The 13,931-nt window shown below is 71.0% G+C and carries 14 protein-coding genes and 1 pseudogene; 7 read left to right on the forward strand and 8 right to left on the reverse strand.

The genetic code is table 11. The features are described 5' to 3' along the window. The first annotated feature begins 31 nt into the window (after positions 1 to 31). Positions 32 to 1,435, forward strand: a complete 1,404-nt coding sequence (locus AC0KTA_RS14155; protein ID WP_481055488.1) for an FG-GAP-like repeat-containing protein — start codon at positions 32 to 34, stop codon at positions 1,433 to 1,435. 285 nt (positions 1,436 to 1,720) lie between these two features. On the opposite strand, the gene AC0KTA_RS14160 is transcribed toward AC0KTA_RS14155, so the two are convergent. The 3 genes from AC0KTA_RS14160 to AC0KTA_RS14170 form a co-directional block, all read right to left on the reverse strand. Then, positions 1,721 to 2,407: a hypothetical protein gene (locus AC0KTA_RS14160; protein ID WP_481055489.1), complete on the reverse strand. Its 687-nt coding sequence runs from the start codon at positions 2,405 to 2,407 to the stop codon at positions 1,721 to 1,723. Positions 2,408 to 2,529: 122 nt separating this feature from the next. Further along, positions 2,530 to 3,033: a hypothetical protein gene (locus AC0KTA_RS14165; protein WP_481055490.1), complete on the reverse strand. Its 504-nt coding sequence runs from the start codon at positions 3,031 to 3,033 to the stop codon at positions 2,530 to 2,532. 213 nt (positions 3,034 to 3,246) lie between these two features. Further along, positions 3,247 to 4,857: a beta-N-acetylhexosaminidase gene (locus tag AC0KTA_RS14170; protein ID WP_481055491.1), complete on the reverse strand. Its 1,611-nt coding sequence runs from the start codon at positions 4,855 to 4,857 to the stop codon at positions 3,247 to 3,249. A 346-nt stretch (positions 4,858 to 5,203) separates the two neighbouring features. Here AC0KTA_RS14170 and AC0KTA_RS14175 point away from each other — a divergent pair, with 346 nt between their 5' ends. From AC0KTA_RS14175 to AC0KTA_RS14200, 6 genes are all read left to right on the forward strand, one after another. Further along, positions 5,204 to 5,746, forward strand: coding sequence for a 2-oxo-4-hydroxy-4-carboxy-5-ureidoimidazoline decarboxylase (locus AC0KTA_RS14175; RefSeq protein ID WP_481055492.1), 543 nt, complete (start codon positions 5,204 to 5,206; stop codon positions 5,744 to 5,746). A gap of 169 nt (positions 5,747 to 5,915) precedes the next feature. Then, positions 5,916 to 6,296, forward strand: a complete 381-nt coding sequence (gene sdhC, locus AC0KTA_RS14180; protein WP_399657900.1) for a succinate dehydrogenase, cytochrome b556 subunit — start codon at positions 5,916 to 5,918, stop codon at positions 6,294 to 6,296. Between the two features lie 8 nt (positions 6,297 to 6,304). After that, positions 6,305 to 6,799: a succinate dehydrogenase hydrophobic membrane anchor subunit gene (locus AC0KTA_RS14185; RefSeq protein ID WP_481055493.1), complete on the forward strand. Its 495-nt coding sequence runs from the start codon at positions 6,305 to 6,307 to the stop codon at positions 6,797 to 6,799. A 25-nt stretch (positions 6,800 to 6,824) separates the two neighbouring features. Beyond that, a complete protein-coding gene (sdhA, locus tag AC0KTA_RS14190; RefSeq protein ID WP_481055494.1) occupies positions 6,825 to 8,579 on the forward strand; it encodes a succinate dehydrogenase flavoprotein subunit in 1,755 nt (584 codons plus the stop codon). After that, positions 8,579 to 9,349, forward strand: coding sequence for a succinate dehydrogenase iron-sulfur subunit (locus AC0KTA_RS14195; protein ID WP_481055495.1), 771 nt, complete (start codon positions 8,579 to 8,581; stop codon positions 9,347 to 9,349). The genes sdhA and AC0KTA_RS14195 overlap by 1 nt, the downstream gene beginning before the upstream one ends. Positions 9,350 to 9,566: 217 nt before the next feature. After that, a complete protein-coding gene (locus AC0KTA_RS14200; protein WP_481056421.1) occupies positions 9,567 to 10,112 on the forward strand; it encodes a Uma2 family endonuclease in 546 nt (181 codons plus the stop codon). Between the two features lie 8 nt (positions 10,113 to 10,120). On the opposite strand, the pseudogene AC0KTA_RS14205 reads toward AC0KTA_RS14200, so the two are convergent. The 5 genes and pseudogenes from AC0KTA_RS14205 to narH all read right to left on the reverse strand — a co-directional run. Further along, positions 10,121 to 10,561: pseudogene (locus AC0KTA_RS14205) on the reverse strand (Uma2 family endonuclease); the annotation flags it as partial. Positions 10,562 to 10,594: 33 nt separating this feature from the next. Beyond that, positions 10,595 to 11,023, reverse strand: coding sequence for an ATP-binding protein (locus AC0KTA_RS14210; RefSeq protein WP_481055496.1), 429 nt, complete (start codon positions 11,021 to 11,023; stop codon positions 10,595 to 10,597). Continuing rightward, complete coding sequence (gene narI, locus AC0KTA_RS14215; RefSeq protein ID WP_481055497.1) at positions 11,020 to 11,745, reverse strand: respiratory nitrate reductase subunit gamma; 726 nt, start codon at positions 11,743 to 11,745, stop codon at positions 11,020 to 11,022. The genes AC0KTA_RS14210 and narI overlap by 4 nt, the downstream gene beginning before the upstream one ends. Continuing rightward, on the reverse strand, positions 11,745 to 12,296 hold the full coding sequence (narJ, locus tag AC0KTA_RS14220; RefSeq protein WP_481055498.1) for a nitrate reductase molybdenum cofactor assembly chaperone: 552 nt from the start codon (positions 12,294 to 12,296) through the stop codon (positions 11,745 to 11,747). The genes narI and narJ overlap by 1 nt, the downstream gene beginning before the upstream one ends. Then, positions 12,293 to 13,930 carry a nitrate reductase subunit beta gene (narH, locus tag AC0KTA_RS14225; RefSeq protein WP_481055499.1) on the reverse strand — a complete coding sequence of 546 codons (1,638 nt, stop codon included), beginning with the start codon at positions 13,928 to 13,930 and terminating at the stop codon, positions 12,293 to 12,295. Before narH ends, narJ begins: the two co-directional genes overlap by 4 nt. Position 13,931: the final 1 nt, after the last annotated feature.

Genomic DNA, 13,931 nt, shown 5'->3' on the forward strand with positions numbered 1-13,931 from the left:
ACTCACCGGTTCACCAGAGGGGTTGGGGCATTTGAGCCTGCGAAAGGCGCACCGCGGGGCATGGCTGGCCGTCGGGGCCGTCGTCCTCGGCGGCACGGGAGCCGTGGCGCTCCCGGTCACCACGGCGGCGTACGCGGCCGACGACACCGCGGACCTCGTCGCGGCCACGCCGCGCGCGTCCGGGTCCAAGGGGTCCGTGACCGTCGTGCCGGGCGGCGCGGGCGGCCCGGTCGCCGCCGGGAAGAAGACGCTCACGCAGTCCAGTACGGGCGTGCCCGGCGTGAGCGAGTCCGGCGACCTGTGGGGCGCGGCCACGGCGTGGGGCGACATCGACGGCGACGGCCACGCGGACCTCGTGATCGGCGCGCCCGGCGAGGACGACACGTCGGGCCACAAGGACCGCGGCGCCGTGACCATGCTGTACGGCCCGAAGTTCACGTCCGGCACGGACATGCAGCTCTCCGAGGACTTCGCCTACAGCGGCGCGCGGTTCGGCTCGGCCGTCGCCTCCGGCGACTTCAACGCCGACGGCAACGCGGACGTGTTCGCCGCCGCCACGGGCACGGGCGGCAGTTGGGCGGCCCGCTTCTCGGCGGGCCACGAGACGGCCGGCACGGTCACGTCCGGCGACGGCGCCATCGCGTACGCGGACGCCGCGTCCGGCGACTTCAACGGCGACAAGTACGCCGACGTGGCCCTCAGTTACCGCGACGCCGCGGGCCAGGGCAAGGTCGTCTGGTTCAAGGGCACCCGCTCGGGCCTGAGCCGGGTGGGCACGCTGTCCGTCAAGGGCGGCCGCTCGGTCGCCGCGGGCGACGTGACCGGCGACGGCCTGGCCGACCTCGTCGTCGGCCAGCCGTACACCTCCGAGTCCGGCGCGCACGCCGGGGGCCAGGTGACGGTCGTGCCCGGGTCGGCCTCGGGCCTGACCTCCGCCGGCGCGACGACCGTCCACCAGGCGAGCGCCGGAGTGCCGGGCGCGGCCGAGGCGGGCGACGCGCTGGGCTGGTCGGTGGCGGTGGGCGACGTCGACAAGGACGGGTACGCGGACGTCCTGGCCGGTGCCCCCGGCGAGGACATCACGCGCGCGGGCACGTCCCGTACGGACGCGGGCACGTCGCTGCTCTTCAAGGGCACGCGGTCGGGCCTCACGGGCGCGGGCGCGCGCGCCGTCAGCCAGGACGAGCCGGACGTCCCCGGCGCCACGGAGTCCGGCGACCGCCTCGGCTCGGCGGTCACGCTGGCCGACTTCGACGGCGACGGCCGCGTCGACCTCGCGGTCGGCGCGGACGGGGAGGACTCTGGCACCGGGACCGTGCTGCAACTGGACACCGACGGGGCGGGGGTTGTCTCGCTCAAGAGCGGGGTCTATTACGGGCGGGGGCAGCTCGGGACGCCGGAGGGGGCGCACTTGGGCGAGGCCCTTACGCGATAGCGCTTCGCTGGATGTGCGGGCTTTCGCCTGCGGGCCGGTGGGGGCTTGTCGCGCCCACGCGGCGGAGCCGCACATCGACACAGCCCCGCGCCCCTTCAGGGCGCGGTTCGTACCGCAGCGGGCCCGTTGCGCCCGATTCGGAGCCGTCCCTGGAGCGGTGCTTTGCCTGTCGGCCGGTGGGGGTTGGTCGCGCAGTTCCCCGCGCCCCTTTGGGGCGCGCTTCGTGCCGCAGCAGACTTCGTCGCGCCCACTTAGCCCGGCACGACTCCCAACCGGCGCGCCCGCTCAGTCCGGAGTCGTCCCCGAGCGGCGTGCTCGCGATACCACCGCCCGGAGTACCCTTCGGCCCTCCGTCGACACGTCGAGGACCTGGCGTAGGCCGCCGCCTGTGCCCGTCGTGCCGCCGAGTAGTTCCAGGACCCTTACCTGGCGGCGGAGTTCGGCGGAGACCAGTGGTGACACGGCCTCGTCGCGGGCGTCCAGGAGGCGGTGGATCTGGAGTGCGGCGGCCGAGCAGCCGTCGGCCCACGGGCGCAGGGAGGCGGCCGAGCGGGCGGTGGGGACGGCGTCGAGCATGCGCCGGGCGAGGGCGGCGGCCTCCGCGGTGTCAGGGGCCGCGGCTTCCGCGGTGTCAGGGGCCGCGGCTTCCGCGGTGTCAGGGGCCGTGTCAAGGCCCGGCCCGGCGCCGAGCGCCGCCCGTACCTCCGTCAGCGGCCCCTCCCACGCCGTGCCGTCCGCGAGGCTCACCCACAGGGGCCTCAGCGCCTGGTCGGCGCCGTCGAGCAGCGGCAGGCAGCGGTCGAGGCAGCCAAGGCCGCTCGCGGCGAGGGCGGTCTCGTCGGCGCGGGCGATCAGGTCGACCAGACTCGGTCGGCCGGATTCCGACTGTGCGGCGCCCAGGGGCGCGCTGTCCGGCCATGCGTCGCCCGCCCGCGCGTGCGGGTCAGAGCTGGGCAAAGGGCTCGTACTCATGACGTACGCCGTCTCCTGTCGCGGACTGGGCACCTCCGCATGCCCACTTGCCCTTACAGCGTCCGGAGCCCCGGGAACGTCACTGTCGCGCCACTGCGGCCGGAATTCGACGGCGTGTGCGGCTACTGCGGCAGCACCCCGAGCCGGTCGAGGAAGCGGAAGAAGAGTTCCTCGGCGGACGGTTCGGGGTCGGCGGTGAGGACGTCGAGGAGGGCGGCGGGCCGTGCCGTCCTGCCGGACTCGGCGGCCCAGGCGACGGCGCGCTCGGCGGCGTCGGGCGGTTCCAGGAAGTAGTCCTCCACGGTCAGTTCGGCCTCGCCGAGGTATTTGGCCATCGCGTCGCGGGCCAGACACGTCGTCCACGCGCCGCTCTCCGGCGCCGCCGCCTCGACGACCACGCAGTCGCTGTCCAGGACGTAGCCGAAGAGCGCGGGCGCCTCGGTCTCGCGGGCGAGCGTGTTCATGTTGCCGACGTCGACCGTGCCGTCGGACGGGCACTCCCAGACCTGCCATCCGTCCGGCCGCCGCTCAAGCAGCGTGAGCCGGTCCCGTGCGCCCGCCACCGCCGCGAACTCACCGAGCGGCCGCTCGCTCCGGCCCACGACGTAGTACCCCCAGTAGCCCATCTCCGTGCCCCCGTTGTGCTCGAACCGTGCTTTCCGTGCTTTCCGACGTGTGGCCGAATACACCACAGGGCGGATGCGTGCGCCACCGAAAGCACATCGAAAGCACGGATCGGACACAGCACATGCGGATGATCCGCGCGTGCGGCAAGGCGAAGCCACGCGTGCGTGCCGCAAGCCACGGGTGCGTGTCGCCCACGGAACCGGCCCCCGGGGCTACCCCAGCCGCCCCGCGAGCCCCACGAACTCGTCCCAGGACCGCGTCGGCTCCCGCTCGTCCCACAGCTTCTGTGCCGTCGCCCGCAGCGGCATGCGGATGCCGCGGGCCACCTCCTCCTGCGTCTGCGCGCCGGCGAGGTCGCACCAGACGGCGAAGGTGGCGCCGAGGATCTGGCGGTCGTACGACGCGGGGACCGGCCGGGTGCCGCGCAGCACCAGCGGGGTCCACTGCTCGTAGATGCGCTGCCCGGTGGGGTAGCGGAACTCGTTGGGCTGGCCGAGGACGTAGTAGAGGAACTCGTCGTTGTAGTTGACGACTTCGCGGCCGTCGCGCAGGTACTCGACGGGCTCGCGCGCGCCGATCTCCTTGCCGGTCCAGTACGCGACCTCCACGCGGTCGTCGACGCCCGTGACGCCGCCCCGGAAGAACCCGTCGTTCCAGGCCCGCACCTCCCGGCCGGGCCCGATCGCCTTCGCGCGGTCGTTCAGCCACGCCGTCGCCAGGTCCTGGACGCGGGCGCCGGAGCCGAGGCGGTCGCGCGCGGCGGCCGCGAGCTGCGGGAAGGAGGCCTCGGGGTCGCTGCGGGTCAGTGCCTGGTACTCGTCGGCGCCCAGGTGCCAGTGCGCCCCGGGGAACAGCTCGTCGTACTCGCGCAGCAGGTCGTCGACGATCTCGGCGGCCTTCGGCTTCGAGATGTCGACGGCGCCGCTCGTGGGCGCGCCGCCGCTGTCGCGCAGTTGCAGGTCGGGGTGGGCGGCGATGACGGCGCCGAGGTGTCCGGGCGAGTCGATCTCCGGTACGACGCTCATGTGCCGACTCGCCGCGAGGTCGACGATGCGGCGGACCTGGTCCTTGGTGAGGTGGTCGGCGGAGACGACCTCGGGGTGGGATTCGGAGGCGATGCGGAAGGCCTGGTCGTCGGAGAAGTGCAGGCCTATCTCGTTGTACTTGAGGTCGCCGAGCTCGCGGATGCGGTCCTCGATCCAGCCGGCGGAGAAGTGCTTGCGGGCTATGTCGATCATGAAGCCGCGGCGCGGCTTGGCGGGCTCGTCCCGTATGACGCCCTCCGGGGCGGTCCGGCCGTCGGCGACCTCCTGCTTGAGGGTGCGGGTGCCGTAGAACACCCCGGCCTCGGCGGGCGCGGCGACACGGACGACGCGGTTCTTCACGGTGAGGGTGTACGACTCGGCGCCACCGCCCGCATCACGTCTGCCCTTGCCCTTGGAGAGCTCCAGGCGTACATCGCCCTCGCGCGGCTTGGCCTCGCCCCCGTACTTCAGCCGCAGCTCCCCCGCGAGCAGCCGCGCCTCGTCGGCGAGGCGGCCGTCGCCCACGACGACCCGGCCGCCGTCGCCTGGCCGCCAGCCGGGCCCGCGGGCGGGTTCGTGCTCGCGCACGGCGGGGATGGTGGCGGGCGCCTCGGACAGGGCGTACGACTTCGTGGGCTCCGGCGCGCGCGGGGCCGCCGACGAGGCCGTCCCCTTGCCGTCCGCCCGGCCGCCCACGTCCCCGGAGCCGCCGCCCCCGTCGGGCCAGAACCCGACGGTCAGGGCCACGGCCCCCGCCGTGACAAGGCCCGCGCCCGCGGCGAGGCGTCGCCGTATCACCGCCGGTCACCGCCCGTGTCGCCGCTCTCGCCGCCCGGCACGGCAAGGGCGGCGCGGCCAGGAGAGCCGCCGGGAGAGAGGGGCGAGATCAGCGAAATCAAGGGCTCCACACCCCCACGCTAAGCCCGCCCCCGGGGGCGGCGCGCGTCCACCCAACGTCCCCAAACTCTCCCATTCGGGTGATTTCCGGGTACCCCAGGGCCACCTCCGCCCCCACCCCGCTAGCGTGGCCCCAGACCTCGCCCCGGGATCCCACGCCCCCGCCGGGGTCCGGCCCGTCGCCCGCTGCTCTCGCCGAGGAGCTCCCCTGCCGCCGCACCGCGCCATACCGGACGCCCTGGACCCGATGAACACAGCGCCGGCGGAAACCGCCGAGCGCGCCCTCATGACCTGCTGCGGAAGCCGCCACTGGGCGCACCGCGTCACCGCCCACCGGCCCTACCCCGACCTGGACGCCCTGCTCGCCGCCGCCGACGAGGCGGCCTACGACCTGGCCCCCGACGACCTCACCGAAGCCCTCGCCGCCGAGCCCCTGGAACCCACGCTCCCCCCGGGCAGCGCCTACGAGGCCGCGGCCACCGCCCTGCGCGCCGCCACCGCCGCCTACGAGAGCCGCTTCGGCCACGCCTTCGTGATCTGCCTCGACGACGTCACCCGCAGCGAGGCCCTGGACCACCTGCTCGCCTCCATCCGCGACCGGCTCGGCAACGACCCGGAGGAGGAGCGCGCGGTGGCGGCCGACGAACTGCGCCGCCTCGCCCGCGGCCGCCTCGCCCGCCTCGTCCGCGACCAGGCGCAACACGCGGTGGACGGCGCCCCCGAGCAGCCCGCTCCGCCCGCGGCGCCGCGCGGCGGTCCGCACCGCGATAGCCCGTACGTACCAGTTTGATTGCCTGTTTGATCACACCAGAGGACCCGGGGCGAGGAAGCCGACAACTCGTCGATACGATGACGAGCGGCCGGTGGACCGTACCCGGCCGGGCTCGACCGACAAACTGTGTCCTCATCGGCAAAAAGATGGCGGCCGGCCCCAATCCCCGCTCCCGGAGGGTTCTTCCGTGCCGGCTGGAACGCTGTACCGCGGCCGGGAAGGCATGTGGTCATGGGTGGCTCACCGAGTCACCGGTGTCCTCATCTTCTTCTTCCTGTTCGTGCATGTCCTCGACACCGCTCTCGTCCGCGTCTCCCCCGAGGCGTACGACGATGTCGTGGCTACCTACAAGACGCCGATCGTCGCGCTCCTCGAGTACGGCCTGGTCGCCGCCATCCTCTTCCACGCACTCAACGGCCTGCGCGTCATCGCCGTCGACTTCTGGTCGAAGGGCCCCCGCTACCAGAAGCAGATGCTCTGGACCGTCATGGGCATCTGGATCGTGCTGATGGTCGGCGCGCTGTACCCGGTCCTCGGCCACGCCGTCCGCGAAGTATTCGGGAGCTGAGGCCAGAGATGTCCACTGACACGACCGTAGAAAAGTCCGGCGGCTCCGGCGTCGGACCCGTCGAGGGCGTCTCGCTCTACGACGTCGACCACCCTGCCCCCGTCATCGAGGCCCCGCGCAAGCGCACGTCGAAGACGCCGCGCTCGACCCGCGGCAACTTCGAGATGGCCGCGTGGCTGTTCATGCGCCTGTCCGGCGTCGTCCTCGTCGTCCTGGTCCTCGGCCACCTGCTGATCCAGCTCGTCCTCGACGGCGGCGTCTCCAAGATCGGCTTCGCGTTCGTCGCGGGCCGCTGGGCGTCCCCGTTCTGGCAGGTCTGGGACCTGCTGATGCTGTGGCTCGCGATGCTGCACGGCGCGAACGGCCTGCGTACGGTCATCAACGACTACGCGGAGCGCCCGAACACGCGGCTGTGGCTGAAGGGCCTGCTGTACACCGCCACGGTGTTCACCATCCTGCTGGGCACGCTGGTGATCTTCACCTTCGACCCGAACATCCGCTAGGCACGGGGCTGAGGTAATCCACGTCATGAAGATCCACAAGTACGACACCGTCATCGTCGGCGCGGGCGGCGCCGGGATGCGCGCCGCCATCGAGGCGACGAAGCGCAGCCGCACCGCCGTGCTCACCAAGCTCTACCCCACGCGTTCCCACACGGGCGCCGCGCAGGGCGGCATGGCCGCCGCGCTCGCCAACGTGGAGGAGGACAACTGGGAGTGGCACACCTTCGACACGATCAAGGGCGGTGACTACCTGGTCGACCAGGACGCCGCCGAGATCCTCGCGAAGGAGGCCATCGACGCGGTCCTGGACCTCGAGAAGATGGGCCTGCCGTTCAACCGCACCCCGGACGGCACCATCGACCAGCGCCGCTTCGGCGGCCACTCCCGCAACCACGGCGAGGCGCCGGTGCGCCGCTCCTGCTACGCCGCGGACCGCACGGGCCACATGATCCTCCAGACCCTCTACCAGAACTGCGTCAAGGAGGGTGTGGAGTTCTTCAACGAGTTCTACGTCCTCGACCAGCTGATCGTGGAGGAGGACGGCGTCAAGAAGTCGGCGGGCGTCGTCGCGTACGAGCTGGCCACCGGCGAGATCCACATCTTCCAGGCGAAGGCCGTCGTCTACGCCTCCGGCGGCACCGGCAAGTTCTTCAAGGTGACGTCGAACGCGCACACCCTGACCGGTGACGGCCAGGCGGCCTGCTACCGCCGCGGGCTGCCGCTGGAGGACATGGAGTTCTTCCAGTTCCACCCGACCGGCATCTGGCGCATGGGCATCCTGCTGACGGAGGGCGCCCGCGGTGAGGGCGGCATCCTGCGCAACAAGGACGGCGAGCGCTTCATGGAGAAGTACGCGCCGGTCATGAAGGACCTCGCGTCCCGTGACGTCGTGTCCCGCTCCATCTACACGGAGATCCGTGAGGGCCGCGGCTGCGGTCCCGAGGGCGACCACGTCTACCTGGACCTCACGCACCTCCCGCCGGAGCAGCTCGACGCCAAGCTCCCGGACATCACGGAGTTCGCGCGCACCTACCTCGGCATCGAGCCGTACACGGACCCGATCCCGATCCAGCCCACCGCGCACTACGCCATGGGCGGCATCCCGACGAACGTCGAGGGCGAGGTCCTCGCGGACAACACGACGGTCGTCCCGGGCCTGTACGCGGCCGGCGAGGTCGCCTGCGTGTCCGTGCACGGCGCCAACCGCCTGGGCACCAACTCGCTCCTCGACATCAACGTCTTCGGCCGCCGCGCGGGCATCGCCGCCGCGGAGTACTCGGCGAAGAGCGACTTCGTCGAGCTGCCCGAGGACCCGGCGGGCCTGGTGACCTCCCTCGTCGAGCAGCTCCGCGACTCCCGGGGCACCGAGCGGGTCGCGGAGATCCGCCGGGAGCTCCAGGAGACGATGGACGCCAACGTGATGGTCTTCCGTACGGAGCAGACCATCAAGACGGCCGTCGAGAAGATCGCCGAGCTGCGCGAGCGCTACAAGAACGTCTCGGTGCAGGACAAGGGCAAGCGCTTCAACACCGACCTCCTGGAGGCCATCGAGCTGGGCAACCTGCTCGACCTCGCCGAGGTCATGGCGGTGTCGGCGCTCGCCCGCAAGGAGTCCCGCGGCGGCCACTACCGCGAGGACTTCCCCAACCGCGACGACGTCAACTTCATGCGCCACACCATGGCGTACCGCGAGGTCGCCGACGACGGCAAGGACTCGATCCGCCTCGACTACAAGCCGGTCGTCCAGACCCGCTACCAGCCGATGGAGCGTAAGTACTGATGGCTACCCCGACCCTCGAAAAGGAAGACGCCAAGCCCGAGCCGGGCTTCGCCGACTCCCCGTACATCACGGTCACCTTCCGGATCCGCCGCTTCAACCCGGAGATCTCGGCGGACGCGACGTGGGAAGACTTCCAGCTGGAGATCGACCCCAAGGAGCGCGTCCTCGACGGTCTGCACAAGATCAAGTGGGATCTGGACGGCAGCCTGACGTTCCGCCGCTCCTGCGCCCACGGCATCTGCGGCTCGGACGCCATGCGCATCAACGGCAAGAACCGCCTTGCCTGCAAGACCCTGATCAAGGACATCAACCCGGCCAAGCCGATCACGGTCGAGCCCATCAAGGGCCTGACGGTCCTGAAGGACCTGGTCGTGGACATGGACCCGTTCTTCCAGGCGTACCGCGACGTGATGCCCTTCCTGGTCACCACGGGCAACGAGCCGACCCGCGAGCGCCTGCAGTCCGCCGAGGACCGCGAGCGCTTCGACGACACCACGAAGTGCATCCTGTGCGCCGCGTGCACGTCGTCCTGCCCGGTCTTCTGGAACGACGGCCAGTACTTCGGCCCGGCGGCGATCGTCAACGCGCACCGCTTCATCTTCGACTCGCGTGACGAGGCGGGCGAGCAGCGCCTGGAGATCCTGAACGACAAGGACGGCGTGTGGCGCTGCCGGACGACGTTCAACTGCACGGACGCGTGCCCGCGGGGTATTGAGGTGACTAAGGCGATCCAGGAGGTGAAGCGGGCGCTGATTACGCGCCGCTTCTGAGGTTTTTGTACGTCGGTACGTCGCCGTGGCCCTGACTTCCCCTCCGGGAGGCGGGGCCTTCGGCGTACCGGGCCACGATCGGGTGAAGCATGTCGCGCAGGCCTACGGCGACGTGGTCGCCCCACGAGGATGTTCTCCGATGTGAACTCCTACGGAGAGGCATGGCGTGCCCACAGCACGACCCGAACGACCCTTGATCGCGGCAGCCGACCGCATCATGGAACGCAACCTGGGCTACCGTGCCGAGATCATCGGCGGCATCCTGGTCGTCACCCCACTGCCCGACGGCGGCCATGCTTCGGTACTCAGCGACGTGATGAGCGCGTGCTTCTCAGCGGGACTGCATGCCGAAGCGGGCGAAGCCCTCCAGAGAATCGGCCTGTGGCTCCCTTCCGGGCCCGAGGACTACGCCATCCCTGACCTGTCCGTCGTCGACGTGGACACCGAGGACCATCTGGTCGAGAACAACTGCTACGCCCCCGGTTGCTTCCGGCTGGTCCTTGAAGTCACCTCGGAGAACTACAACCTGGATCTGCGGCACAAGGTGACCGCATACGCCCAGGCCGGGATCCCGGTGTACGTGATCGTCGACCGTGAACATCAGCGCCTGCGCATCCTCACCGACCCGGCGGGTGACGAGTACGCGAGCCACCAGGTCCACGCCTCCGGCGAGGTGGTCACGCTTCCCGACTCCATCGGCGCCAAGGTGTCACTGGACGTGACAGCCATCCTGGAGGCGGCTCAGCCCAAGCGGCAGAGCTGAGCCACGCGTCAGCGAGTCGGACGGCGGTTGATGGCCGTCAGATCAATATCGATCTCGAAGGGCTCGGACGCCTTGAGTCGTTCGTGGAAGATCCCGGTGAGGCCGTACGACTTGGTGGCCGGGTCCAGCTCGTAGACGTACACGACGGGCGGGCCCTTGGCCTCGTCCTCCTCCACACGCCAGAAGTGCGGGACGCCTGCGACGGCGTACTTGCGGGGCTTGACCTCTCCGTCGCGTTCACGGGATTCCGTGGAGACGACCTCGGCGACGAGGATGATGTCTTCGGCCTCGTAGCAAGTCTGGTCCGGCCCGGTGTTCGATGCCTGCGGGTGGACCATGACGTCCGGCTCCGGCCTGTTGTGCCTGTCCAGCCTCACGGTCATCTCACGCGTTACGTCCAGGTGAACCGGTGCTTGCTCGCAGAGGGTCATCTCCAGCAGCCGCATCGCACGGCTGTGAAACCGCGTCTATGGAGCGCAAGGCTACCCACAAGGGCTGCGCCACTCCGCCCAGATCTCCTTGCCGCCGGTGGTGCGCAGCCCGTTGACGAGGACGTGGTGCCCCCAGTCGTCGGCGCACCGCCGGAGCAGCCACAGGCCACGCCCACGCTCGGCGTCGAGTCCGCGTGGGCCGCCGTCCGGCGCCGGAAGCAGTGGGCTGCTGTCCCACACGCCGAGGCGGAGTCGGTCCTCAGCGGCGGCGTGCCGGGTTCTCGTCAGTCGTACGACGACTGAATCACCGGTGCGCACAAGAGAGTTGGTGACCAGTTCGGAGGCCACGAGCTGGGCGTTGTCGACGACGGTGTCGCGTACGCGGTAGCGGGTGAGGACGGCGCGGATGTGGGCGCGGACGATGCCGGGGCCGAGGGGGGTGTGCGGGATGCGGAGGGCGTACTCCCCTCTAACCCTCACTGGTCCACCTTCTCCCACCCCCGCCGCTCCTTCCGTCGCCCCAACTCCCCCACGCCCCGGCTCCGGTACACCACATACGGCCGGAACAGATACTGCACCGGCGCGCTGAACATGTGGATCAGGCGGGTGAAGGGGACCAGGGCGATCAGGGTCAGGCCGATGATCGCGTGGATCCGGTAGGTCAGGGGGACGCCCTCCATCGCGGAGATGTCCGGTTGGAGGGTGAAGATGCTGCGGGCCCACGGGGCGATCGATTCACGGTAGTTGTAGCCCGAGCTCGGTGACGAGTTCGTCAGCTTGGCCCACATGCCCATGATGATGGCGGCGAGCAGTACGACGTACATGAGCTTGTCGTTGCGGGTGGTGGCGCGGAAGACCGGTGCGTTCGTGCGGCGGCGGTAGAGGAGCAGGGCGATGCCCGCCACCGCGAGGACGCCCGCCGCCGTGCCGCCGTACAGGGACAGCAGGTGGTAGGCGCGCTCCTTCAGGCCGACCGCGTTCGTCCAGGACTCCGGGACGAACAGGCCCATCAGGTGGCCGACGAGGACGAAGAGGATGCCGTAGTGGAAGGCGGGGGACGCGAGGTTGAGGAGGCGGGACTCGTAGATCTGGGACGAGCGGGTCGTCCAGCCGAACTTGTCGTAGCGGTAGCGCCAGATGGTGCCCGCGATCAGCAGGACGAGGGCTACGTACGGCAGTACTCCCCACAGGAAGGTGTCCATCAGTCGAGTCCTACGCTTTCCGTCGGCGGGCCCGAGCGGGCCAGGGCCCGGGCCTCCGCCCTGTCCTTGGGCGAGGGTCCCGGGAGCGTCGCGCAGACCGCGTCCAGGATCAGGGCGTACGGCGTGCCGTCGTCGGTGAGCGCCAGGCGCACCAGTTCCAGGGCGGCGCGGTGGGAGGTCAGGAGGTCGCGGTTGCCGGTGCGGGCGGTGAACTCCAGGACGGCCGGGAGGTAGTCCGGCAGCTCCTCGCCGGTGACGGAGAGGCCGTACGCGCGGTAGGTCTCCTTGAACGCGACGAGGGACGCGCCCCGGCGGCGGGTGTCGCCGTCCAGCCACCAGCTCAGGTACAGGCTGTGGCGGTTCTTGAAGTCGAAGACGCGCACGTAGTGCTCCATGGCCGCGATCGGGGACCAGCCCGCGAACTCGTCCAGGAACGGGCGCAGTTCGGGCACCGCCGCCCGCACCAGGGGCAGTCGCTCCCGGACCTCGGAGTCGGGGTAGCACAGGCAGTGCGCGGCGCCTTGATAGAGCACGGCGAGGTCCGTGGTCACCGGTCCTCCTCTGCGGCGGCGACGTCGTCCGCGGTCTGGCGGCGGCGTGCCGCGTGGAAGTTCTCGATCGTGACGAGGGGCAGTCCCTCGTACGTCCCCGAGTCGTCCCCGAACGGGCCCGCTCCGGACGGCGGCCCGGGCGGGAGCATGCCGGGGCCGCCCGGCGCGTCCAGGCCGCAGCCCTCGGGCACCGCCGACTCCTCCAGGCGCCGCGCGTCCCCGAGCGCCGCCGTCGGGATCACATAGCGCTCCTCGTACTTGGCGAGGGCGAGCAGCCGGTACATGTCCTCGATGCCGTCCGGCGTCATGCCGACGCGCGCCGGGACCGACGGGTCGGCGGGGTCGCCGAGGTTGACGCCCCGCATGTACGACCGCATCGCGGCGAGGCGTTCCAGGGCGGCCCGCACCGGCCCCACGTCCCCGGCCGTGAACAGCTCGGCCAGGTACTCCAGGGGGATCCGCAGGGTGTCGATGGCGCCGAAGAGGTTGCCGGCGTCCTCGCCGTCGTGCCCGGTCTCCGTCAGCGCCTCCACGACGGGGGACAGCGGCGGCACGTACCAGACCATCGGCAGGGTGCGGTACTCCGGGTGCAGGGGCAGGGCCACCCGGTAGGTGCTGATCAGCGCGTACGCGGGCGAGCGGCGGGCCGCCTCGATCCAGTCGTGCGGGATGCCGTCGCGCTCGGCGGCCCGCCGCACCTCGGGGTCGGCGGGATCGAGGAAGACGCCCAACTGGGCCTCGTACAGCGCCTGTTCGTCGGGCGTGGACGCGGCCTGCGTGACCTTGTCGGCGTCGTACAGCACCACACCCAGATACCGAAGGCGGCCGACGCACGTCTCGGAGCAGACCGTCGGCAGGCCCACCTCCAGGCGCGGGTAGCAGAGCGTGCACTTCTCGGCCTTGCCGGTGCGGTGGTTGAAGTAGACCTTCTTGTACGGGCAGCCCGTCACGCACTTGCGCCAGCCCCGGCAGCGGTCCTGGTCGACGAGGACGATGCCGTCCTCTGTCCGCTTGTACATCGCCCCGGACGGGCAGGACGCCACGCACGACGGGTTCAGGCAGTGCTCGCAGATGCGCGGCAGATAGAACATGAAGGTCTGCTCGAAGGCGGCCCTCACCTGGTCGGAGGCGCGGCCGGCCTGCTCGCGCGCCCGCGCGGCCATCGGGTCGGCCTCGACGGCCGCCGGCCCGCCGCCCAGGTTGTCGTCCCAGTTCGAGCTCCACTCGATCTTCATGGGTTTGCCGGTGAGCAGGGAGCGCGGCTCCGCGACCGGGTAGTCGTCGCCGAGGGGGGCGTCGGTGAGGTTCTTGTAGTCGTACGTCCAGGGCTCGTAGTAGTCCTTGATGCCGGGCAGGACGGGGTTGGAGAAGATCGTCGCGAGGCTGCGGAAGCGGCCGCCGGACTTGAGCTTCAGCGCGCCGCGCCGGTTCAGCTCCCAGCCGCCGCGCCACTTCTCCTGGTCCTCGTAGCGGCGCGGATAGCCCTGGCCGGGGCGGGTCTCGACGTTGTTGAACCAGACGTACTCCATGCCGGAGCGGTTGGTCCAGGTCTGCTTGCAGGTGACCGAGCAGGTGTGGCAGCCGATGCACTTGTCGAGGTTCATGACCATCGCGATCTGTGCGAGTACCCGCATG

It is taken from the genome of Streptomyces sp. Y309 (assembly GCF_056712025.1).

Coding starts and splice junctions, on each gene's coding strand:
- AC0KTA_RS14175 (WP_481055492.1), top strand. CDS start 5,204: ATGAACACAGCGCCGGCGGAAACCGCCGAGCGCGCCCTCATGACCTGC.
- narI (WP_481055497.1), bottom strand. CDS start 11,745: ATGGACACCTTCCTGTGGGGAGTACTGCCGTACGTAGCCCTCGTCCTG.
- sdhA (WP_481055494.1), top strand. CDS start 6,825: ATGAAGATCCACAAGTACGACACCGTCATCGTCGGCGCGGGCGGCGCC.
- AC0KTA_RS14165 (WP_481055490.1), bottom strand. CDS start 3,033: ATGGGCTACTGGGGGTACTACGTCGTGGGCCGGAGCGAGCGGCCGCTC.
- AC0KTA_RS14185 (WP_481055493.1), top strand. CDS start 6,305: ATGTCCACTGACACGACCGTAGAAAAGTCCGGCGGCTCCGGCGTCGGA.
- AC0KTA_RS14195 (WP_481055495.1), top strand. CDS start 8,579: ATGGCTACCCCGACCCTCGAAAAGGAAGACGCCAAGCCCGAGCCGGGC.
- narH (WP_481055499.1), bottom strand. CDS start 13,930: ATGCGGGTACTCGCACAGATCGCGATGGTCATGAACCTCGACAAGTGC.
- AC0KTA_RS14200 (WP_481056421.1), top strand. CDS start 9,567: ATGGAACGCAACCTGGGCTACCGTGCCGAGATCATCGGCGGCATCCTG.
- AC0KTA_RS14160 (WP_481055489.1), bottom strand. CDS start 2,407: ATGAGTACGAGCCCTTTGCCCAGCTCTGACCCGCACGCGCGGGCGGGC.